The organism is Butyrivibrio sp. Su6, from assembly GCF_900108105.1.
Lineage (GTDB): Bacteria > Bacillota > Clostridia > Lachnospirales > Lachnospiraceae > Butyrivibrio.
In genome coordinates, this window is sequence record NZ_FNUR01000004.1 from 15,395 (window position 1) to 37,775 (window position 22,381).

Consider the following 22,381-nt stretch of genomic DNA (forward strand, 5'->3'; position numbering starts at 1 on the left):
CTACGCCTATCTGATTTGATATCATTAACAATTAATAGTATAAAACTGTTGTATATACATCAAACACTCGATAGTCCGGTAATTTACGGTAACCGGGTAGAAACATCAAATCCATATCATTTGACCTATATCGATAAAATACCCGCTTATATTAGCAAAGTAACATCAAGATTACAAGCTTTTTTTATCTTTTCTTTTTATAATTTTTCTGATCGCTCTCGTTTTTTGTTTTTCCAATATATCAGCGCAATTATCACAATATAAACTGCCGACAGAATAACATAAAACCATATATCAACCTGCAAGAAACAATATAGGAAATTAAAGCAAAAGTGTATCACTATGCCATAGATAAGGTTGTCATCCTTTTCCATGAAATAGTTCATGATAAAGCAGAGCCCCGTCATTACGATGACGTTGGACAGAACATAGGGTATCATCTGAATCCCCATATAATCTGAATCAACAAACCACAGTATGGTATGCCAGAATGCCCATATAACACCCTGTATCACTGACGCTCGGAAAAAACTGTATTTTGCATTAAGGTATGGGCGAAGATACCCTCTCCAGCCTGATTCTTCTCCTGTCGGTCCCGTTGTGATCGAGAATAAAAAAGATGCCCAAAATGGATATACTCCAAGACTCCAATATGTTCCAAAGGCTCTGCCCTGGATCAGGGACAGCACAAAAACAGTGATCACAGTTGCTGCTATGGTAATAACCGCAGATGCAAATAACGACAGCAATGACATTCTCACGCCAAAAGCCTTTTTATAGAACCCTGTAATGGTCACTCCGGGACAAAAATACCTAAATCCCTTAAGGAGCACTATGGTCGGTGACCAGGCACATACATTGGACAATATGCGCATTACTACGGGCGGACAGTGAAATACCATACTTGCTGTTCCACATATTCCGAGAACCATACACCAAAACACAAGATAGCTTAAAACTACGTACTTTTTAATTTTCTTTTCCATTTTTCCTCTCTATCTACCACATATCAAATACGAAATCCAACAATAATTTACAGCAAAATAAAACAGACCACCCCAGTTTCACTGATTTAGGTCTGTTTTACACTTATTCTTTAATTTATCAGCATCCTGACCTTAAAAGTCTTCTCTTCTGCTATATATCTAATCTCGCTATCTGTCTGATTTATAAAGTTAAGAACACTTCTAGTTCCTATTCCATGCTCTTCCTCAGTATTAAACGGATATCCTTCCTCATCCAGCTTTACTTTCTCAGCGCATGAGTTCATGATCTCAAACAGAAGCTGACTTTTATACCTTGCAGTGATGTCAATCCGTCTCTCACTCTCAGGAACTTTTTCGCAAGCATGGATAGCATTCTCTATAAGGTTACTGATCACTATGGCAAGCTGCATCTCATCCACATTCAGATTTGCAGGGATATTAGCAGATATATTTACCTTTATATTCTCTTTTTCGGCCATAGACAGGTAATGCGTGATTGCCGCATTAAGTGTAGTATTCTCGCAATATCTTTTTACAGAGTGGGGTTCCTGTTTGAGCCTCTCATTAAGACAATCCAGGGCTTCCTGCGTCTTGCCATCCTGTAAAAGAGTTTGAAGAAGAGCCTCAAAATGTCTTCTGTCATGACGCATGGCTCTGTCCTGCTGCATGATGCTCTCAGAAATAGCAAGTCGTTCCCTCATGGCTTTGGTTGCAATCTCCATAATAACCGCATCTGATTGAAGCTTTAACTCATTTTGCCTTGCTTCCATCTCCATTTTCATGAGTCTTGTGTTTTTTTCAAGAAATCCAAAGACAAGTATGTTAATAGCTACAAGAACCACCATAAGTTCAGTATATTGGGAAAGGTTATATTCCTCTCCTCTAAGATATCTGTTGCCATCAAGAACCAAAATAATGATAGTAGCGATTGGCAGCACAACATATGGAAGAATTTCCTTATCAAGCCTCTTGTCCTTATCCTTATTTCCGAAAAGACAGATGACTCTGACCACAATAATCTGCAAAGACAAGATAATTCCATAGCTCTGAGGAGTCATAAAGTCATAGTTTATCTTAACCATATCCATACTCTGAACGCCTTGAACATAAATCGTGATGATTACTTCAATTGCGCTCTGGGCAGCAATATAGAAAATGAAATATATTATGCCTCGAATATGATTAACTTTATAGCAAATGAATAATGGAATGAGGAATGCCAGGAATGATGCTATCAGATTTATATAAATCACTCCCAGCGTATTGGCGTAAAAGAAAGACAGCACAGTTAATGCATATATCATAAATACGAGAATCCTATGCTTCTTAAAGAATTCTCGCATCACGTAAAAACTCATATGCATGGCATAGTACACAAAAAGAGCTACTATATCCCCTAATAGCAGCAATGTATATGGATTGGACAAAAGGTCAGCCATAACTAATCCCCCCTTGATACTATGTATTTCTAAATTATTATAGCATCGTTAATTTTTCCGGTCTTTCAGTCTCAATTTTTATCATAATCTTTTTCGCCATCCTTCTTAAACCAAAATGAATAATGATACTTCTTTCTAAAGCCGAGCCTCTCATAGAATTCCATATCGGAAATGACGTAAGCTCTTTTCGCTCCAAGCTTTTTTGCCCTGCCCAGCGCTTCAAAGATAACAGCCTTAGCAACGCCTTTTCCTCTATATGAGGGAATAGTACATACAGGCTCAACATAAACATAGTCAGTACCTGCCATATACCATAGCAGACAGCATGCCACCATTTCTCCATTTTCATTCACAGCAGCAACACCTAAGTCCTTATTAAAATGCTTCCTGACTCTTGGAACGATTTCTTCTTCACGCTCGAATACAGCTTTATCATCACCATGATCAAATCCCTGCCAGAAAAGCCATTGAAGTTCATAAGCATTTTCCATCGGATCCGGGCAAAAGAATTTAAGCCCGTCCGGAAGTTTCGCTTCAAGCGCATCAAAAAGACTCCTTTCCATGATGGTCTCATCCTGATCAGAGAGTGTAAATCCAAGGCTCTTTGCCATCTTTATTTCATCTGTATTCTCGTCACAGATAGCCAGTCCAAACCCTGAGTCATCCTTTAGTTCTTTATAAGCATATTCAACAACCGAAGAAAATAAATCTTTATACTCCGGAAGCACTCCGCAAAAGCCCTCTCCAAAATACATATCGTAAATTGCAGCACCAACAATTTTGTCATCCACTGTCCAAAGGCCAATGGAGTTCTTTAAGCTCTTATCAAATTCAGGATGTTCAATCATCCATTCAAGTCTCGCCCAGTTCCAGTTAATGTGGCTATCATCGTTCTCATTTAAAGCAATGAGAAAACCACATAATGCATCATACTCGTCATCTGTGTAGTTCTTGAATTTTATATCAGTTCTCATTTATGCTGTCTCCTTTTAAGCTCTTACTTAATAATACATTCCATCTGAAGATCATATGGCTCATCTTCCGCATAGGATGAAATTGGGTCAGAACTGAGACGGAAACCCATAGCGGAATAGAAATTTATCGTTTCCTCAGAAGAACAACAGGATGCATACAAAGCATGCGCTCCTCTCTTTAGTGCTTCCTGTCTGGCAGCTTCAAGCAGGAATCTGCCAATTCCACGACGGCGGTAATCCGTGGACACGTGAAAGCTATCTATGATGAGTCGCCCTTTATTTAGCTGGGGGATCAGCATAATCTCGCCAACCACACAGTTTTCCTCAAACGCACAGTATCTGTCTTTTCTATCATCCACATAGCATACCAGTCCCACTGGTCTGGATGCGCAAGGCACCCATCAAGCATTTCACCATATGCCTTCCTAAGTTCATCATCCTTTTCTGCCAGGATGCTGCTCTCCATCTGCTCTCTGCTGGCAGGATAAACCCTTATTCTATCTGTTTCCATCTTAATTCTCCTGTCATCAATCAAAAATCTGTCCGGGAAGCTTTAATTTCTCCTTCGGAGGGAATGTCTTGTCAAACTCCTCAACATCTGAGTCGTCAACATAGTAACCCTTCGGTGTCTGATATACCCCTGTGATGCCATCAAGATATCCCGGAATCAGCTCTCTGCACAGGAAAAATGACGCATCTGCGCCCTCTGGAAGATCATGGTATCTAATCCCAAACTTGCTTGCATAGTCAAATCCGCAATGGCTGTAGAATCCGATATTCCCCTCAAAAAGAACTGCTCCAAATCCCATCTCTGCAGCTTTTTCCAGAGAATAATCAAGAATTGCCTTTCCATAGCCTTTTCTCTTAAGTTCAGGTGTAATTCCAATGGGGCCCATGGTAAGCACATCAATAATCCTTCCATCATCAGCCTCAATGACAGTTTTCATGAACATGTTCTGTCCGATCAGTTTCCCATCCTGCTCCATAACAAAGTCAAGCTCGGGGATAAATGCTGGATCATCTCTGAGCACATGAATTACATAGTGTTCACTGCATCCAGGACGATAAACGTTCCAAAATGACTCTCTTACTAAATTTTCAACTTCTCTATAATCTTTCTTTTCTTCTAATCTAATTGTGTAATTACTCATTGTTTTCTCCTCTATTTCATCGTTAAGAAATTAAAAGCTCACCAATTTCTATATGTGGGTTCCTATATCTGGCGGAACTCTTCTCTCTATTATGGTGGATAGCATTCTTAGGGCAGTTCTGAATACAAGCTCCGCAGCTTATACAGCTCTTTGAAAAGAGAGGACGACCATTTTCAATATGTATATTTCCCATTGGACAAAGTCTTGTACATGTGCCACATCCCGTACATGCATCGTTCACGGTAACTTCTTCTGTAATACCAATTCCTATAGGAAACTCATACTTTTTCTTGTGACTACTTGTAATAAGTTTGCTTAAAAGCGAATTCCTTTTAACGTACTTTTTCTTTTCAACTATATCGCCCACTATCTGGTCAATTGCGTCCTGCTGCTTTTTGCTATCGCCTTCCTGTTTTTTCATGTCAGCAAAAGTAATGCAGTTCTCGCCCATTAAAACTGAATTAATATAGTCGAACTTTCTTCCATTTGCCAGAGTAATCTTGTTTACCTCGTTGCAAACAGATCCAGCAAAACATCCGTAAGTTGCTATGGCGAAGAGATAGTTGCACTCTACCTTCAGTTTCTGCAAAAAATCCTCAATATATGGTGGTATGCAAAGCCCGTAAACCGGAAATACTATACCTACAACATCATCTTTTATCTCATAGGTTCCCTGTTTGATCAGCTTGGGAATAGATAAACACTCTCCTCCCAAGCACTTGGCCACATACAAGCAATTTCCAGTTGAGCTGAAATACAAGGTTTTCATTCAATATCCTCCAAATGTGTAAACATAAACTGTATAGTAACTATACCCTTTGGAGAAAATAAAACATGGATTACACTAATTATTTTGCTTTTTACACGGATTTATCCAGATCATCAAGCGCCTTGTCAAAGGCTTCAAGGAACTGCCTCATGCTATCCAAAGTACTTTCAGGTATTTGGTCAAGTATAGCTTCATACATAGTTCCCATGTTTTCATGCATCTTGCGGTGATCATCCCTTGCCGCTTTACCTTTTTTAGTAAGATACAGGCAAATCGCAGCATCTGAATCGGGAGACACTCTCTTCTCCATAAGATCCCTGTCCACGAGCTTGTTGACCATCTGTGATACAGCGCCCTTAGTAATTCCGCGCACCTTGGCAAGCTGTGTGATGTTGATTCCCTCACTATCACCAACTATAGCTATTGTATGGATCTCAGGCTGAGTAAGGATTATATCCTTGCAGTAAACCTGAGGCTTTTTTTCATACTGAATGTATTTATGGATGATTCGCTCCATTAACCAGGCAAGTTCCTTGTAGTGTTTCATATCTTACGCTCCTAATTTGTGACAAATACGATACTCTGCTAAATATGTCTTTTGTATATAGGATACCATTGCAAAAGCCACTATCACAGATAAAATATGGCTTATCAAAAATGCAAACCATACTCCGTTTAAGCCAAAGAGCTGTTTAAAAATATAGGCAGTTGGAATTCTGAACACAATGTAATAAAGAATCAAAAGAACCATCGCCATTCCCGGCTTACCAACTCCCGTAATATATCCCTGCATACAACTTGTGAGCATGTACAGAACATAGCCAATACTGATTATTGAAAAGAACCTTGATACTACCTGTGCGACTTCTGCCCCCTGTCCAAAAACTGCTGTGAGCTGACCTGAAAAAAGGATCACTAGCACGCTTGTAATTGCAATAAGAGAGCCTCCTATGATCATGCTTGATTTCAAATAATCCATTGCCCTGTCATGCCTTTTTGCTCCAACACATTGTCCCACTATGGATGTCACTGCCATACACATTCCTGTAGTAGGCATAAACATTATAAGTTCAAGATTTCTGGCGACTCCAAAGCCTGCTATAGTGTTCATTCCAAATGAGGAGATGAAAGAAATCATAAAAGCAGAACTAAGTGGAGGCATGATTGACTGTACTGTAGTTGGCACAGATAAACGGACCATGGTTATGGCATCATTCATATTGATCTTTTTAAAATCCATAGAAAACATCTTTTTCTTTTTGTGATAAATAATGGCGTAAACCAGGCATAGAACTTCAGAAGCCACTGTAACAATTGCTGCGCCGGCTAATCCATAAGCTTTTATTGCAAAAGGATCAGCAACTGCATTAAACACTGCTGTGAGCATCATACCTTTCATCTGAAACATTGGATCCCCAAATGCCCTAAAGATTGATGTAAACACCATGTAAATAAATAACGCTGCATTTCCCAACAAGTAAATTTTTAAATATGTTGCAGCATCAGAGAAAATAATTTCCGGTGTTCCCATAAGAGCCAGTAGCGGATCAACAAGTACTTCGCCTAAGATGAGAAGTACAACTGAAAAAAAGGTGGACATTGCTATAACGGTCCCTACTGCCCCCGGAATATGTTTCCTGTCATCTGCTCCGACAAGATTAGCTATCATAACGGAAATACCGTTACCAACACCCATTGAAATGGAATTTAAAAACAAAACAATCGCTGTTCCAGCGGTGAGCGCCGACATACCCTGTTCTCCAAGCAGGTTTCCGACCCACAGACCATCCACCATGTTATAGATCATTAGCATGATCATCCCAACCATAAGTGGAGCAAACATCTTGATAAGTGACTTATTTGTTTCACCATTGATAAAATCTATTTTGCTATTCATTTTTTCCTCCTTTTGTATAGCTGCTATACTGTTTAGTAACTATACACTTTGCAAAATAAAAAAGACTCCTTACACTTATATGGAGTCTTTTTACACGGATTTTGCTCTATTGATCCATTTACTTTGACGCAAACTTAGGATTTTTCACCTTCTTTGATTACGACAAAATTCCCGTCAATGCCCTTTATGCTTTTCTCTTTTCTTTTCCTGTTTTAGTTCAAACAAACGCTGATTCTCAGCTTCTTTTTGTTCGCGGCTTCTGCATTTCCGTTCCAGTTTATTCTGCTCCTGTTGTAATTTGAGAGCTTGTTGCGATTTTGTACCTATGCCAGTCTCTAGTGTCTGCTTTTTCGCATCACGCTGCGCTCTCTTGGGATTCTTCTTAGTTTCCTTTACGGTCGTTTCAATCTCCGGACTAAAATGCAGATGATAATAGTTCCGATTAATAAGTTCCAGCACCTCTATGTCCTTAGGTTCAGCACCAAAAGTCACTTTAGCTGCTGATAATTTTTTATCGATAACCCTCTCGAATATGCCCACCCAGAATGGGTCTTCAAAATACACGATCAGCCTGCCACTTACTCTATCCATTGTTAATCATCTCTCGTATCAGGGCCTTCAATTTAGCCTCTGTACACTTATATGTAGTAGTGACCATACTTTATCATAGCAAAAGAAAACAGACTCAAATCACACTGATTTCGGTCTGTTTTTCACTGATTTAATAGGAGTTCAGTGTCCTACATGTTTTGAATAAAACACAAACTCCTTAACTGACCAACATTCTGACTTTGAAGGTCTTTTCTTCAGCTATATATCTTATCTCGCTATCAGTCTGATTTATGAAATTCAGAACACTTCTGGTTCCTATTCCATGATTCTCCTCATTACTAAATGGGTGTCCTTCTGCATCCAGGACGATTTTATCTGCACATGAGTTGCTGATTTCTATCAAGAGCCGACTCTTATATCTGGCATTGATGTCGATTCTTCTCTCATTCTCCGGAACTTTTTCGCAGGCATGAATAGCGTTTTCAATAAGGTTGCTGATCACTTTTTCAGGCCTTTCAACATCATGTATTCTGTGATTCCAGGCCGGTACAGGTTTGGAATTTCTCCAACTTGCTGATAGCCGTTTCTTTCATAGAACCGCTTTGCTTCCGGATTATAATCCGCGACAACAAGGAAAAACTTGTCTGCCATTTCATACGCAATATTTTCAGAAAAATCCAGCAGAGCCTTGCCGATTCCATTGTTCCTGTATTCTTCCTTCACGGCGATGATGTGCAGATATGGAAAACTGTGAAACGCTCCTTTAGGAATGATATATGTAAAGCCAACGCATTCTTCACCGATGAACGCCACATACAAATTTTCTTGGCGAATCCCTTCAAGTATCGCGTCTTCCGCGCTCCCTGGCGAAGAAAAGTATTTTTCGCCAAGCGTTGACTGGCAGAGTGCGTCCCTGCAATCCCTCAGATGCTGTTCGCTTGCTTTTGTAAATGTTATCTCGTGCATTCTAATCCTCCCCACTATATTCACTCATCGTCTATACTGTTCCATACCTGCTATCAGTACATTCATTGATATCTCCAAGCTTTCATCTATAGAAATCGGATTGCCAAAAGAATTGTGGATCTGTAGCATAACAAACCCCTCAAGAAAAGCTCTGTAGGTTCTAAGTAAATGATTAGCAACATCTCTTTCAATTCCCATGCCATCTGTCTGCCTAAAGAAAAATGCATACAAACCTTCGGTAGCTTCAAGTAAGGACTCATCCAAATACTTGTTATACCAAAGCATTGCCTCAAATACGCCTGGATTCTCCATGGCAAACTTATAAAATGCTCTTCCAAAATTTGCGATGTTCTCTTTTGGATCATCCGAATCAATTCCTGCCACAACCTCCTCGGAAACCTTCTTCCAGCCATAAATCATAAGTTTACGATGCACATCATCTATCGTCTTTACGTGGTTATATAAAGAGGGTTTTTTGATACCTAAATAATCCGAAAGCGTTGTAACGGTCAAATATGACAGTCCTTTCTCATTTGCTAATTTAGCAGCTTTTTCTATTATTTCTTCCTTAGATAATCCTGTTCTTGGCATAATTACTCCCATCCCACATTTACTAACATTGTTAGTTTTGTCAACTAAAAAAACAGCGTGCATAAGGATTTTTCTCCCTATTCCCGCAGATCAAGTTTTAATTTGTCTTAGCCTATCATCCAATATTTTTTATTACCATTGCTGAATAGTTTTCATATTGCTGAAAACCAAATTTCTCATAAAATGGTATTGTTTTCGGATCTGAAGGCATTACCTTTATATATAGGTATTTTTCAAAATATGCCAGAATTCTTTTCATCAATTCTCTTCCTATTGCATAGCCTTGATACTCAGGATCAACTAGCAGATAATGTAAAAATGCAACTGTCTCTCCATCATCCAATGCGCGAACCAGCCCCACCAAACGGTCACCATCCCATGCTGATACAACATGGGTCGAATTATGCATAGCTTTGACTAGTTTTTCTGGATAATGTCCGGACTCCCAGTTTACTGACAAAAACAACCTTTCAATATCTTTAGCTCTAAAATCTTTTGTATCTTTATATGTTATTTCCATATATCATCTCCAATAGACCATTTATTGTTCACAATACATACATATTGTTCCATTTGATAACTTAAATCCGTTCTTTTCGTAAAATTTAGCCGCTGGTGCATACTCACTTGTATAAAGAACAATGCCTGCAAGTCCTTTTTCTTTACTGTAATCTTTAACTGCATTTAATAGTTGTTTACCTATTCCATGCCCTTGCCGTTCGGGAAGTACCGCCATCTCATTAATGTAAATTTCTTCTTTGCTTCCGGAAATTTTACAAAGCGCAAATATACAACCTAGCACTTCATCATTTTCTTCATAAACATATCCAACAAATCTTTTCTGTTCAAAAAAAATCGCGGAGATATTCTGTTGCATTTTCTGCAGTCCAATCTATTCCCCAATGTTCCATGGGGAATGCTTTTGCATAAATCATGCCACATTGTGCTAAGTCAATGTTCTCCATAAGTCTAATCATTTTGCTGTCCCACCAAGATATGTTCTTGAAGCGACTTGCACAACGCCGTCGCATCTCCATTTACTCCATCAAATCTGTAATCCACTGATTCAGAATCAAACAATCCATGTTTCCTCTCAAGCATCTGCTCAACAGGTGCCGGCAAGTTTCCATGCATTCTCTCCTTAAAACGTTCCTTTATAGTATCAATATCAGCTGTAACTAGCACCTTTACTGCTCCATCAGGCAGAAAACTGATGTGTTCCTGATCAGCTATAATATAAACAATATCTTCTTTGTTGATGGCACTACTAAGCTTTTCCTTAAAAAGAGCTATTGCTTCACTCTCGCTCTTGGCCATTCTGAGATAGTCTTTACCTGTTATCACCTCAGCTCCGATTGTTCTCTGTATTTCATTTGCAAGTGTGGATTTTCCACTGCAGTTTTCACCTATAATTCCTATGACCATTGTCCTCTCCTTCTGTTCCTTCATCACTTCTGCTAAAGCATTTTCTTCAGTATTTCCCGCGTCCTTACTCCATCCTCATAGATAGGACTGTGGGCGCATCCTTCATATAAAAAGAACTCTTTTTCCGGTGCTTCGATCGTCTCGTAGTATTCCTTCTGCACCGATGTGGCGCATGTCATAGCTGTTATCCTCCCTGGTTGCTTATTAGCTATAAAGTGAAGCTATTTACCTCCAAAATATTACTTTATATATAGGGATGCAAATCGACTGAACAGGCACTACACCTGTATTCCTCTCAACCTTGTATCCCTGTTCTATCAAGTTATCCGCTCGTCTATCCATTTCTCTTTCGCTAGAACATATAATCTCATGTTTTCTTTTCATTTGTAACTCCTTTTCATCTTGCGAAACTGGTATCATGTTTGTTAATGAGAGAAGAATCGGTCACCCGATTCTTCTCTCCAAGACATGCATCAGTTATTTCCATCTTTCTTCTTCACGGGGATCCAGATTGCACTGTGATAATCCTTATCCGTCATTTCGCCATTTACGCAGTCATACCATTCTGCAGATGCATTCCCGCAAAGTTCATAGTCCGGATTACCCGGAAGCCACTCATTGAAAATCTGTGTATTCAGGCTCTGCAGCGCCTCAGGGATAGGGCCGATGCAGTCAAATACTGCCCAGTCACCCATCGGAAACTCATAGACCACCATTCCTTCAGGAACTTCCCCTCCGGCATACTTCCCAGCCACAAGATACCTAAACTTTCCCTCTCCGATATCATCGATGCAGACTCCATACTCTCCAATGCAGTTCTCTACGATAGCCTTCTCATAAGGATTGGCCGGAGCATTCCCGGCATAAACATTTGCTGCATACTTCTTGCAAATCTCGTCCCAGAACTTTGGAATCTCCTGATAAGCAGTATCATTATCAAATATCTTTTGAAAACCGATAACCTTAAACTGGAACATTTTTTTAATTTTACAATTTATTTGATTGCCTCCTTGAACCTGTAGTTTTACAGTCAGTGGAAGGAACGTCCTCACAGCCGCCCCATCACGGACCTGTGATGGTGTTACACCGTGAAAGCGAGAAAATGCCTTTGTGAAGCTCTCAGGCGTCTCATAGCAATAAGCGTATGCAATATCGATTACCTTATCATCCGTATTCTTCAGATCCAATGCTGCCTGATACAGCCTGCGGTTTCTGATATACTCCCCGATTCCGTATCCGGTCATCAAGGAGAATCCCTTCTGAAGAAAGAACGGAGAAATATACACCTGATCTGCCACATCCTGCGCACTGATGTTGTCTTTCAGATGTTCTTCCATATAATCAATTGCTGTGCGAATGCTGGTAAGCCACTCCATCTTATACAATCTCCTACTCCGTTCCGGCCGTTGCTAAACATACACCAACGACTCGAAACAGCCTTTCCTTTACCCTGACACGATTAGTATATCTGGTCAGTAAGTACTCATCCTGTCATTTTCTGTTCAAATCTGTCCTATTTTCAGTCCGATTAACTTAAAATTGCTGATTTCTTTGTGCCAAATAGAAACGGTATAGCTTTTCTTTTGCATCATTAATATCTCTGTACATTTTTTTCTCTGTCAGCGAAAAGCCTACTCTTTCTATCGTTTTCCAAGATGGAAGATTGTCCTCACGGATAGTGGCAATTATCTCATTTTCATCATAATGCTCAAAGAAATAACAAACATACGCCTTTATTGCTTCTGAAGCGTATCCATTATTTCGAAAATCTGCTCCGATAAAATAAGTAATGCCCACTTTCTCCAAATCTTCATAAAATGTACATCCGACAGCTCCGGCAGGCGAACCTGTTATTTTATCTTCAATCACATAAGCAAGATAATTCTTTCGAGGATCGTCCTCTCGCGCCAGATTTTGTGCTTCTATAATCCAGTCATCCATCCAGTAACTGCAATCTTTGCCAAAGCCTACATCATTCAAGCTACCATCCAAAGCCATATGAATAAACGCCTCTCCATCCGGCAGTTCTATATCTCTAATTATCAATCTATCAGTTTCTATTACCTTGCCGATCACTGAATTTCCTATTCTCATTGCAACATCCTCCCTGATCATTCAAACTAATCAATTATTTTATTTGGCCATTTGCAAATCCCCACTTCAAGAGCTCTTTCTTCCTTCAAATGAAAATCCGCATATTTACAATACCAGCAGCCTTTTAAACTTGGAATCGCATCATCTCTTGGGGTGTATGCAGGGCAGATATCTTCTGGCCACACACTTCCGTCTCTCTTGGGAATATCGTAATTGTTTGATTTATTATCCATTAAAAGTAACTCTCCTTCCTGATCGGATGACGGATATCCACTTGAAATCTTCTTTATGAGCATAGTCGATACCGATTACTCCATTCTGCCACCAAAAACCTTCCAATGGCGGAACTACATAATCAAAATATCCGTCAATCTGATGATCACCTTTTTTACTCATCTTGATCGTAAATGCGATTCCATACAAAAGACCTATAGCCTGTTTATATTCGCCATCTTCATCATTTGGATTCCCACTGCCCCTAACCGCGATATAATTCATTTTCGGAACAGTAACGATAGATGGTGTGCCCTTCGGCATATAGAATTCTTTGTATTCCTTCTTGTAATCAAACGTCATACCCTTTTTCTCCACTTCGTTTCGGTCGGTGCTAAACGATCGTCCACCGGACGATCAGCACCCCTCCGTCAAGTCTTTTTTTCATCTCAATTTTTTCCCCTTATATCGTATCTCTCTTTGTGAATACGAACGTTCCCATGACAGAGTATAATATCAGCCCTATCACAATAACCACGATTATATTCACATAGGAAACAGATACTCCGCTAATTCCAAGGTCTTCAGTCTTAGTCACAATAAAGTTCCTTGAAAGACCATATTTATCCATAAAGCCCGCAAGGGCCGGGATCCTGGACACGAGCTTTGTTTCAAGAAAACTAATAAGCATTCCGTGAAGATTTGCTGAACCAAAGATAGTAATAATGGTTGGTATGATGGTATTTCTGGTAATTTCATAAAGAGCCATCATAGCGATGCCAAATACTGTATGAAGCATCACTTCGAATGTTATGAAGCTTATAAGTGAGCCAATACGGCCAAAGTAAATACCCGGTGCCCAGAAAAGACTTCCAAACCATGATGCAACAAGTTCCCCCAGAAACATAAAAAGGGAGTACAGAAACACCACCGGGATCTTAGCCAAAAAAATGTTCTTCTTCCCGCTGCGGGTCGTCAGAAGGTTTTTCAAAAATCCGCTCTTTCTCTCTTCTTCTGAAAAAACAATTGCGAATACACCTACCATGATCAGAACGTATCCGGAAGATGCAAAGCTTGCATAGAACTCTCCGAAGGTTGAAGCAGACTCGGTTTCCATTCCTGCCAGAAGTCCGGTCAAAATTACAGTGGTTAAAAGCATCACATAAAAAACTCTTGTTTTAAATAATCTGTATAGGTTCATTTTTATAAGATTTAGCATGCCTTCTGTCCTTTCCTGATAATATCCAAATAGAATTCTTCGAGAGAATCAGCCTCGCCAATATAGCTGTTCTTTAACTCCTCAGCAGTTACCTCTGTTAAAAGCTTTCCTTCTGAAATGATGCCAAATACCGTCGCAACCTTCTGAAGTTCTCCAAGTATATGGCTTGATATCATAATCGTCATGTTCTTTTCTTCATTAAGCCTCTTTATAAGCTCTCTCATCTCGATTATTCCCTGGGGGTCAAGTCCATTAATGGGTTCATCCAGTATGAGAAACTCAGGGTTTCCCAGTAGAGCCATGCCAATTCCAAGCCTCTGCTTCATGCCCAGGGAAAACTTTCCTGCCTTCTTTTTGGGTTCTCTTGACAATCCTACAAAATCAAGAATGTCCAGTATCTCTTTCTGGTCATGTAATCCCATTGAAATTGCTCTAAGTTTCATGTTGTCAAAAGCATTGAGATACCCGTATATTCCCGGACTCTCAATAAGACATCCGACCTTTGTAAGGTAATTATCGCCTGCAGCAACTTCAATCTCTCCACTGGTCGGAGTTGCGAATCCGACCAGCATCTTCATAAGTGTTGTTTTTCCTGCTCCGTTGGGACCAATGAGACCGTAAATCTCACCTCTGTCAATGTGAATATTCATATCCTTAACAGCCTCAAAGGAACCGTATTGTTTAGTCAGATTTTTTGTTTCCAGATAACTTCTCATTTTGTTCCTTCCTTTCTCTGCGAAAACAGTCATTTCTTCATATGCCTACTCTAACACGCAAAGAAAAACAGGCCTTAGCGTACACCGCATTAGGCCTGTTTTACACTGAATTCACTAATTCCGCGAGAATAGCATATCCGCTGTCTTTTCCAGTTCGCGTCTTTCCTGCGTATCATCGTATGATTTTTCCCTGTCATCAATGCCCTTAACCACATCTATAGAAAAGAGTCCGTCTTTATTGCAGTAGAAAAAGATTTTCTTTATCCCGGAAACTTTAAAATCTGCCTCCTCATCAGTACATTTAAAACATCTAATGTAATGATATATCGGAGCTTTCATTTTAACCATCTACGGAAAGTAGAGTACTGCGGCTAAAAAATTTCACATACTGCCTCATAATCCTTTTCATGCCAGAACCTTTCTTGCTTTGTTGCACCATTTCAAATATGCCTCATAGGTTTCTATTCCAAACAGTATCGTAAGATAGAAATAAACATGATCCTCTTCATCAAGTGCTTTTTCAATATTAGCCTTATATACCTGTAATACCTTAAGGTCAGCCTTTATCTGTTCTTCAAAGACTTCTATATTCCTAAGTGCTATCTCTTTACTTTCAACCCCTCCGAAAAACAGTTTCATCAAAGTCTCATATTTAAGATCGTTGCTTGCCTTCTCGTCTCTTACCCATGCTCTGAGTATTTCTTTTCCCTGACCGGTAATGCTGTAAATGATCTTCTCCCGGCCGCCACTGTCATTACCCTTAAGGCGCCTTACGCTGCCCTGTTTTTCCAGTTCCGCAAGAGCGGGATAAATGCTACCAAAGCTTCCCTTCCAGAAGAACCTTATACTTCCGTCGATCTGTTTTTTTATATCATATCCGGTCAGATCATCATGGGATAACAAGCCCAGAATCACCATGTCTATCTTTCTGTCTTTGGCCATTATTTCCACCTCCAACAGTATTTTAGAACTTTTTTCGGACATTCATCAACACAAGCTCCGCACAATATGCACTCGGTGCACTTTGAACTGCTGCCTTCCTTTGCCATATGTGCGACGTCAAGCCCCATTGGACATGCCTTTGAACACCTGTTACATGAAATACAGTCCGCTGCAGATGCTTCAACATGAAGCTGGGGGACATGAAGAAAACGACCTATGCTGCTCCCAATCACCATAAATGGCGCCATCCAGCAAAGATAATGGCATGTTGCTCTCCTTCCATGTATCAGTGACGGAAGAACCAATATCAGAAGTACTCCGTAATAGATAATATAGTTATGTATTTCTGTCACTGAAATACCGTGATCTGTCATGAAAAACGGATCTATGGTTACATGGTTTTTCCCGAGGATGAAAGTCACAACTATAGCGGAGATCCACAGTATCCAGATAACGTATTTAATCTTATTCCTCCAGCCCTGCTTCGCGGACTTATCATTGCATCTTGCTACACATTCCTGTAGCCCTCCTGCAGGACAGAGATATCCGCAAAAGGCACGTCCAAAGAACACCGAAAAAATAAGCAAGCTCATAAAGACTATAAAGCTTCCGTTCATGATATGTTCTGATGCTGCCATGATTATCAGGTATGGTGAAAAATACCACGCTGTTATTGGAAACAGCAGGAATGATATGAAAATAATCGTTCTTCTTATTGTCTGACGCTTCATTGAACACTCCTTCACATATATCAATTAGATATATCATTTTGATATATATTATACCTCAGAATACTTCATGTCAACAGATGTTTTTTCAATGGTATTAAGCTCCTTATAGTATTCCAAAAACTCCGGAGTTTTTGACCAGTATTTTATTCCCCAGTTCTCGAAGTTCCACTCTTCCATATAATCATTGCACTCATAATCAATATAGAAAAGCTCTCCATCATGAACAACAAAATTCGTCGGGAAATAATCAATATTGGTCTTTGCAGGATATAGGAGTTCACACATTGCTTTTACCTGTCTTATATAATCAGGGTCCATCTGATCTCTGGCAACAAGCTCATAGATAGTCTCACCGTCTATGTATTCCTTTACAATGCGTTCTTTATCAATGTCAGCATCAATTATTTTGGGCATTCTGATTCCAATCGCCGTCAGTCTTCTGTAATCATTTATTTCAGACTGGATCTTGTCACCAAACTGGTAATATGCACAAGGCTCGTGGTGTATCTGTTTTAAGACATACTCCTTACCATCCTTTACTGCCAGGTATGAATATCCTCCCTTACCCTTGCCAAGGAGCTGCTTAATTTTATAGCTGACTCCATTAACGCTATATGCTTCTCCATGACCTGTTTCAAACATAAGACTCCCTTCCCTCTGTCATCAATCAAACAGCTTCAATAACAGTTTTCATAAACATGTTCTGACCGATAAGCATTCCGTCCTGTTCTGCGATAGAATGACTCTCTTACAAGATTTTCAACATCTCTATAATCTTTCTGTTTTGTTCGCGAGGCTATATGAACCGTAACAAGAATCATGAGAAAACTAAAGAAACGCTTGGTGACATGTATGACACGATTAGTATCATCTGCATAAACAAGCCTATCACACAATAAAAATAAGGTCGTCATCTACACGGATAACGACCTAAAAATCACTGATATTATATTTCTTGATTTCTCACTCTGTTGGAAGTGAGAGTGCTTTTTCATTAAACTCCATCACTGTGACATAGTTACAATATCATCCAAGCTGAGAACAGTATGTCATGTTCCTGATTTCAACGGAAAACAGATATCTATCTCCATGTATCCATCTTCCCTCATATCCCTATACACATCAAAGATAGGCCTCTCATCAAGCTCGTTACCGGTCCTTGAAAGCCATCTGCAGAATATCTCCTGGTACACCATATAGAGAAACTTTGGAAATCCCTTAAAATGATAAACTGCGTATTTTCCGCCATCAACTGAATGAGTAAGGATATCCGGATTCTCTTTTACCAGAGGGTTGTCAGCAGAAACAGTCTGACAAAGCTCATACATGCAGTTATTCTCATCGGTTATAGAGGGATCATCTATGGTGCATTCTATATACGTTGTACTCTCATCTGCCAGATGCCGATACTTATCAATGAACTCGCACCACGCATTAGGAAAATCGTGATAATTCCCCCGCTTCCTTTCATAAATAACAGTAAAATCCGCTAGGTATTCCACGGTGATCTGCTTTTCTGCCTTAGCCAGATCGTCCAACGTAAGTCCATGAGAAAAAGAGCTTTCTTCTACCATCTGCTCACTGTTTTTCCGAAAGCTTGCCGGCGATACTCCAAGATGCTTTTTGAAGGCAGTAGCAAAATTAGACGAGGAATATCCATAATCCTCGCCAATCTGCGTAATGCTCTTATCTTTTTCAACCTTCAGGCGCCATGCGCTTCTCTCAAGGCGAATCCTTTTGATGAACTGATACAGCGCCTCATCCGTATCTTCCTTGAACATACGGGTGAGGTGGTATCTGGAATAAGCGCAATGTCTTGCCACATCATCAACAGTAATGTCATCATCTATGTGGTCAAAGATATATGTGATCGCCTTATTGATCACTTCGCTCCTTATTGTAGAGCTTTCTCTGGTTTCCACGCCGGTTTTCCTTCCTCTAGCGCAAGCCTTTGCCTGTTTATAAGGCAAAACGAAACTACTGCAGTCAAAATCTCCGCCCCTGGTCCTGCCATCCATATTCCCTTCATCCCAAAGATCATAGGAAGAATGAACGTAAATGCAAGAAGCAGAACAATTCCTCTCAGTGATGATATCAGAGCCGAAGACTTGGCATCACCACAGCTTGTAAAGTACATTGAATTGATTACATCATAACCCATAACCAGGAAAGTAGCCAAATAGAACCTAAATCCTGTCACCACCATGTCCACCACGATATCGCTGCATCCAAAGAGTCCGGCGTATGATCTTCCCATAAGTAAGAAAATCGCCGCGATTGCTACTCCGATTCCAAAGAGTATCTTGTTTGTGATCTTCCTTAATTCTATTGCTGTCTCAAACTCTTTTGCGCCAAACATGAAACTTACAAGTGGCGTGAGCCCCTGCCCAAAGCCTATGCAGATCATGCTAAATCCATATACGACATAACCAAGGATGGTAAACGCCGCCACTCCTTCAGGCCCTGCGTACTTCATCAGTACGAAGTTGAAGACAAACATTGATATCGCACTGGCCATCTCTCCGATAAATTCGGAAAATCCGTTAAACATGATCTCCTTGTTGAGTGCCCTGTCAAATGCAAATCTGGTATAGGACAAGCCTGACGCTCTGGATAAGAAATATCCAGTCATAACCAGCGCTGTGATCGCCTGGACTGTAAGCGATCCTATAGCACTTCCAAACACGCCAAGACCTAAGCCGGCAACCAGCGCATAGTCCAAAACTGCGTTAAGCACGCATCCCGTGATGGTTATGATCATACATACCTGCGGCTTGCCATCCACCCTTATGAACATCCCAAGCACTGTTGTCAGCACCATTAAGGGGTAGTTTAGCAGCATGACTTTGTAGTATTCATTAAAAAATCCCGCCAGGGCCGCATCTGCCCCAAGCAGGTTCCTAACTGGCGCGAAAAGAACTGCCAAAAACGCAGATATTACAACACAGGCCACAAGCGAAGTAACGATAGTCTGTGAAAGCACTTCGTTGGCTCTTTTCCCATCTTCTGCTCCAAGAAGCCGGCCACATATAACAGTTCCTCCGACACCCACGCAAAGCCCGATTCCTAAGTAAAAATACAAGATCGGAAGTCCAAGGTTGATAGCCGCCAAGGCTTTCTCCCCCACATAGTTTCCAGTGAAATAACCATCCGTCATGGTTATAACCGTTTCCAGAAGCATCGCGATAATGCTCGGGATCGAAAAACCAAGAATCATCTTGAGTTTGTTTTCTTTGATTTGTTCAGTATTCATCTCTCATCCTCCTTCACTGACCTACAGTATAAGGAGAATTAAAATTCAACACTTCTGAATTTGTGCGTATCTACGATGAAAATTCCGGATTTGCTTTACGTACCTCGTATTGCTCAAGAAGCTCGTCAAAGGCCTTTCGTACATCGGGCGGGATGTCCTCATGTGCAATATATCCCTTTCCTCTGGGGCCATAACCTTTTTCATCATCCATAAGCCTCGGAATCTCTCCCATGATAAGGCTGATATACCGATCCATATCCCACATGCCTTTTATGTCCGATGAAAAAGAAATATCTCCATTTTTCCGGACCACCTCCGCCCGGTAGGTTGCGTAATTGATGATCTGAAGCTCCGGTCTGTACTTTCTCATCACGGCAGACATCCTCCGCTGCATGGTCGCATCCTGCGAAAGGATAATGCTCTTGCATGGTATATTGTTTTTTTCGAGAAGCTCCAGCAGATTAGTGATATTATTACCACAGTTGGTTGACGCAGTTTCCAGATAATCTGCGCTAAGTCCGAATTTTCTATTCAGATAGATATTGAATAATTCCGCTTCCTGCATATTGTATGCATCAACATCCGGAAAAAGAGCTTTCATTGTTTCCTGCAGGGTAGAAGTGGTATGTCCAAAGCCTCCGACGATTATATATGTCTTAGCGACATTCTCCCTCATCGCCTCAGCCATTACATCACCACCGCACAGGATGGTACCTCCAAACAGCGCCATCACATCAGCCTGATGGATATTGTATTTTCTGTAAAGTGCCTCTTCTGTAAGTTCCTCGACATCGCGCACCCCACAGAAGGCGCCTATTATATTTATGTTCTCAGCTGTATTCATCAGTTCTCCTTTTTTTGTTGAGCAGAAACGGTTCGTAGATAAAAAGTTAAAGATTTTGTCATCCCACATTGTATTCGGATATAACGCTCCACTTTCTAGGGACTTTGAGCGGAAAACTGAAATTAAATAGTGATACTATCCTTGTATTTTTCAAACAGCTCGTGTGAATATTCCTTCTTCATATCCGAGTCCCTTACGATACTCCAAAGAGACGCGGCTGCTTTCAGCCTTTCATCAAATATCTTCGTTGCATCATCCGCACAAAAATCTTTTACAAACTTATTCCAATGAAGTGCTGATTTATCATATTTGACGTATATCTTCTTCCCATAGTAGATATCCAGGAGATCTCCAAGCGTAAAAGATTCATCTCCATTTTCCTTTACAGCTTTAGCAGACGCAACCATGTCAACATTGAACTTGAACGGTCTTACTCCTGTCTGCTCCGCATAAAATACCCGAAATCTGTTGCCAAAAGTAAATCCACACTCTATAAGCCCTGTACTAAGAGTCAGTTCCTTTACCGTGATCTTTGTACTTTTTATTCTTCTCTTTTCTTTATGGGCTGTAATAATTGTATAACTGCTGGCATTCACAGTGATAATGCATCCTTCGATACAAATATACCAATTCTTTCCCTGCTTGCTTATCTCCGCCTTTTTTGACATTATCTTTGACTTGCACCAATCGACAACATCGACTTCACCAAGCGAAAGATTCTTCTTTATCCGATCCACCCCCATGGCAGTTGTATGTATTCTATCAATGTTATCAAAGAGTATCTGTTTATCCATTTATATTCCTCGCTTATCCGGAAAATCAACTTTCGGTTTAAGGATGTAAAACAAATACTTGATTGGGATACCCAAACTCCTCAGTCATTTCGCCCTCTTGAAATCCGAATTTTTTATACAAAGCTCTCGGAGCAATTCCTTTTTCATCATTTTCACGAAACGTTGATACCGTGATTTCCCTACTTCTATCCAATTCAGCAAGCGCTTTTCTCAGAAGGATTGAAGCCAACCCTTGCTGCCTGTATTCAGGATCCACAGCAAGACAACAGATCATATTTCTATTACGTGAAAACAGCTCGTAGCCCAATCCTCTTTCTTTATTTCCATTTCGATGACATTCCATGGCTGTTTGCTCACTATTTCCTTATCTATAAATCCAACCTTCTTATAACATTTATGAGCCAACTCGTTGTTTTCAAAAACACCGATGGTTACAACATCAACGCCAAGAATCTCAAAGGCATATTTCAGACCAACCTGTAACATCTGGGTTCCATAACCTTTGCCACGAATAGAGTCATCTACAACCACCCATCCAAAACGAAGTATTTTATTATCTCCGTGCAAATATCTCATGATAAAATGTCCGAAAACCCCGTTTTCATCAAATGCTATCCATGGATAAAAGTTATCCGGTTCTTTACAGTCACCATTATTCAGGCGGTATTTCTCATCAATAGTTTCTGCTGATATTGGAAACTCACCAAAGAGTTCTCCTCCCCATTTGAGGAATGCATCTTTATCTTTAACCCATTCTGCTATCTTTACGGCGTCACTACTTTTGTATTGTCGTAACCTAACCATAATCAATTACCTCATCGAACG

At 40.2% G+C, this 22,381-nt stretch carries 31 protein-coding genes, 2 pseudogenes and 1 riboswitch; all 33 genes and pseudogenes read right to left on the reverse strand.

The annotated features are described in order from the left end of the window. Nucleotides 1-51: 51 nt before the first annotated feature. A riboswitch (purine riboswitch) is annotated at nt 52-153 on the reverse strand. Between the two features lie 44 nt (nt 154-197). Beyond that, entirely contained in the window at nt 198-986 is a 789-nt protein-coding gene (locus tag C4S54_RS05930; protein ID WP_103868705.1) for a CPBP family intramembrane glutamic endopeptidase, read from the reverse strand. Nucleotides 987-1,096: 110 nt separating this feature from the next. Next, complete coding sequence (locus C4S54_RS05935) at nt 1,097-2,425, reverse strand: sensor histidine kinase (protein ID WP_103868706.1); 1,329 nt, start codon at nt 2,423-2,425, stop codon at nt 1,097-1,099. Between the two features lie 71 nt (nt 2,426-2,496). Continuing rightward, nucleotides 2,497-3,399, reverse strand: coding sequence for a GNAT family N-acetyltransferase (locus C4S54_RS05940; RefSeq protein ID WP_103868707.1), 903 nt, complete (start codon nt 3,397-3,399; stop codon nt 2,497-2,499). Between the two features lie 23 nt (nt 3,400-3,422). Next, nucleotides 3,423-3,713 carry a GNAT family N-acetyltransferase gene (locus tag C4S54_RS05945; protein ID WP_103868708.1) on the reverse strand — a complete coding sequence of 97 codons (291 nt, stop codon included), beginning with the start codon at nt 3,711-3,713 and terminating at the stop codon, nt 3,423-3,425. Further along, a complete protein-coding gene (locus C4S54_RS05950) occupies nt 3,692-3,910 on the reverse strand; it encodes a hypothetical protein (RefSeq protein WP_103868709.1) in 219 nt (72 codons plus the stop codon). The genes C4S54_RS05945 and C4S54_RS05950 overlap by 22 nt, the downstream gene beginning before the upstream one ends. Nucleotides 3,911-3,926: 16 nt before the next feature. Further along, entirely contained in the window at nt 3,927-4,550 is a 624-nt protein-coding gene (locus C4S54_RS05955; protein WP_103868710.1) for a GNAT family N-acetyltransferase, read from the reverse strand. A 22-nt stretch (nt 4,551-4,572) separates the two neighbouring features. Beyond that, nucleotides 4,573-5,319, reverse strand: a complete 747-nt coding sequence (locus C4S54_RS05960) for an EFR1 family ferrodoxin (RefSeq protein WP_103868711.1) — start codon at nt 5,317-5,319, stop codon at nt 4,573-4,575. 91 nt (nt 5,320-5,410) lie between these two features. Further along, on the reverse strand, nt 5,411-5,866 hold the full coding sequence (locus C4S54_RS05965; protein WP_103868712.1) for a MarR family winged helix-turn-helix transcriptional regulator: 456 nt from the start codon (nt 5,864-5,866) through the stop codon (nt 5,411-5,413). A 3-nt stretch (nt 5,867-5,869) separates the two neighbouring features. Next, nucleotides 5,870-7,216, reverse strand: coding sequence for an MATE family efflux transporter (locus C4S54_RS05970; RefSeq protein ID WP_103868713.1), 1,347 nt, complete (start codon nt 7,214-7,216; stop codon nt 5,870-5,872). A gap of 174 nt (nt 7,217-7,390) precedes the next feature. After that, nucleotides 7,391-7,807 carry a YjdF family protein gene (locus tag C4S54_RS05975; protein WP_022775700.1) on the reverse strand — a complete coding sequence of 139 codons (417 nt, stop codon included), beginning with the start codon at nt 7,805-7,807 and terminating at the stop codon, nt 7,391-7,393. Nucleotides 7,808-7,985: 178 nt separating this feature from the next. Continuing rightward, a complete protein-coding gene (locus C4S54_RS05980) occupies nt 7,986-8,270 on the reverse strand; it encodes a GHKL domain-containing protein (RefSeq protein WP_160110695.1) in 285 nt (94 codons plus the stop codon). After that, entirely contained in the window at nt 8,267-8,734 is a 468-nt protein-coding gene (locus C4S54_RS05985; protein WP_103868715.1) for a GNAT family N-acetyltransferase, read from the reverse strand. The genes C4S54_RS05980 and C4S54_RS05985 overlap by 4 nt, the downstream gene beginning before the upstream one ends. A 24-nt stretch (nt 8,735-8,758) precedes the next feature. After that, the gene (locus C4S54_RS05990) at nt 8,759-9,325 is read right to left on the reverse strand and encodes a TetR/AcrR family transcriptional regulator (protein WP_026664002.1); all 567 of its coding nucleotides are present in this window, start codon (nt 9,323-9,325) and stop codon (nt 8,759-8,761) included. 115 nt (nt 9,326-9,440) lie between these two features. Next, nucleotides 9,441-9,845, reverse strand: a complete 405-nt coding sequence (locus tag C4S54_RS05995; protein ID WP_022775693.1) for a GNAT family N-acetyltransferase — start codon at nt 9,843-9,845, stop codon at nt 9,441-9,443. A 21-nt stretch (nt 9,846-9,866) separates the two neighbouring features. Further along, complete coding sequence (locus C4S54_RS06000) at nt 9,867-10,202, reverse strand: GNAT family N-acetyltransferase (protein ID WP_103868716.1); 336 nt, start codon at nt 10,200-10,202, stop codon at nt 9,867-9,869. A gap of 92 nt (nt 10,203-10,294) precedes the next feature. Continuing rightward, on the reverse strand, nt 10,295-10,750 hold the full coding sequence (locus C4S54_RS06005; RefSeq protein WP_022775690.1) for a hypothetical protein: 456 nt from the start codon (nt 10,748-10,750) through the stop codon (nt 10,295-10,297). Nucleotides 10,751-10,782: 32 nt separating this feature from the next. Beyond that, complete coding sequence (locus tag C4S54_RS15960; RefSeq protein ID WP_160110696.1) at nt 10,783-10,929, reverse strand: hypothetical protein; 147 nt, start codon at nt 10,927-10,929, stop codon at nt 10,783-10,785. A 294-nt stretch (nt 10,930-11,223) separates the two neighbouring features. Further along, on the reverse strand, nt 11,224-12,126 hold the full coding sequence (locus C4S54_RS06010) for an AraC family transcriptional regulator (RefSeq protein WP_103868717.1): 903 nt from the start codon (nt 12,124-12,126) through the stop codon (nt 11,224-11,226). Nucleotides 12,127-12,283: 157 nt separating this feature from the next. After that, nucleotides 12,284-12,844, reverse strand: a complete 561-nt coding sequence (locus C4S54_RS06015; protein WP_160110697.1) for a GNAT family N-acetyltransferase — start codon at nt 12,842-12,844, stop codon at nt 12,284-12,286. Nucleotides 12,845-12,870: 26 nt separating this feature from the next. Then, nucleotides 12,871-13,077 carry a hypothetical protein gene (locus C4S54_RS06020; RefSeq protein ID WP_103868719.1) on the reverse strand — a complete coding sequence of 69 codons (207 nt, stop codon included), beginning with the start codon at nt 13,075-13,077 and terminating at the stop codon, nt 12,871-12,873. A 22-nt stretch (nt 13,078-13,099) separates the two neighbouring features. Next, nucleotides 13,100-13,420 (reverse strand): annotated as a pseudogene (locus tag C4S54_RS06025) (GyrI-like domain-containing protein); the annotation flags it as partial. A gap of 100 nt (nt 13,421-13,520) precedes the next feature. Beyond that, nucleotides 13,521-14,276, reverse strand: coding sequence for an ABC transporter permease (locus C4S54_RS06030; RefSeq protein ID WP_103868720.1), 756 nt, complete (start codon nt 14,274-14,276; stop codon nt 13,521-13,523). Next, complete coding sequence (locus C4S54_RS06035) at nt 14,270-14,992, reverse strand: ATP-binding cassette domain-containing protein (RefSeq protein WP_160110698.1); 723 nt, start codon at nt 14,990-14,992, stop codon at nt 14,270-14,272. The genes C4S54_RS06030 and C4S54_RS06035 overlap by 7 nt, the downstream gene beginning before the upstream one ends. 114 nt (nt 14,993-15,106) lie before the next feature. After that, nucleotides 15,107-15,331, reverse strand: coding sequence for a hypothetical protein (locus tag C4S54_RS06040; protein ID WP_103868722.1), 225 nt, complete (start codon nt 15,329-15,331; stop codon nt 15,107-15,109). A gap of 66 nt (nt 15,332-15,397) precedes the next feature. Then, complete coding sequence (locus C4S54_RS06045; RefSeq protein ID WP_160110699.1) at nt 15,398-15,934, reverse strand: PadR family transcriptional regulator; 537 nt, start codon at nt 15,932-15,934, stop codon at nt 15,398-15,400. Then, entirely contained in the window at nt 15,934-16,665 is a 732-nt protein-coding gene (locus C4S54_RS06050; RefSeq protein WP_103868724.1) for a 4Fe-4S binding protein, read from the reverse strand. The genes C4S54_RS06045 and C4S54_RS06050 overlap by 1 nt, the downstream gene beginning before the upstream one ends. Nucleotides 16,666-16,713: 48 nt before the next feature. Further along, the gene (locus C4S54_RS06055) at nt 16,714-17,307 is read right to left on the reverse strand and encodes a hypothetical protein (protein WP_103868725.1); all 594 of its coding nucleotides are present in this window, start codon (nt 17,305-17,307) and stop codon (nt 16,714-16,716) included. Between the two features lie 407 nt (nt 17,308-17,714). Beyond that, a complete protein-coding gene (locus C4S54_RS06060) occupies nt 17,715-18,587 on the reverse strand; it encodes an AraC family transcriptional regulator (protein ID WP_160110700.1) in 873 nt (290 codons plus the stop codon). Then, nucleotides 18,560-19,918 carry an MATE family efflux transporter gene (locus C4S54_RS06065; protein ID WP_074890637.1) on the reverse strand — a complete coding sequence of 453 codons (1,359 nt, stop codon included), beginning with the start codon at nt 19,916-19,918 and terminating at the stop codon, nt 18,560-18,562. Before C4S54_RS06065 ends, C4S54_RS06060 begins: the two co-directional genes overlap by 28 nt. 70 nt (nt 19,919-19,988) lie before the next feature. After that, nucleotides 19,989-20,762, reverse strand: a complete 774-nt coding sequence (locus C4S54_RS06070; RefSeq protein ID WP_103868727.1) for an ElyC/SanA/YdcF family protein — start codon at nt 20,760-20,762, stop codon at nt 19,989-19,991. 560 nt (nt 20,763-21,322) lie between these two features. Then, nucleotides 21,323-21,556 (reverse strand): annotated as a pseudogene (locus tag C4S54_RS16210) (DUF3781 domain-containing protein); the annotation flags it as partial. 37 nt (nt 21,557-21,593) lie between these two features. Then, complete coding sequence (locus C4S54_RS16460; protein WP_103868729.1) at nt 21,594-21,899, reverse strand: GNAT family N-acetyltransferase; 306 nt, start codon at nt 21,897-21,899, stop codon at nt 21,594-21,596. Continuing rightward, nucleotides 21,827-22,360: a GNAT family N-acetyltransferase gene (locus C4S54_RS06085; RefSeq protein WP_103868730.1), complete on the reverse strand. Its 534-nt coding sequence runs from the start codon at nt 22,358-22,360 to the stop codon at nt 21,827-21,829. The genes C4S54_RS16460 and C4S54_RS06085 overlap by 73 nt, the downstream gene beginning before the upstream one ends. Nucleotides 22,361-22,381: the final 21 nt, after the last annotated feature.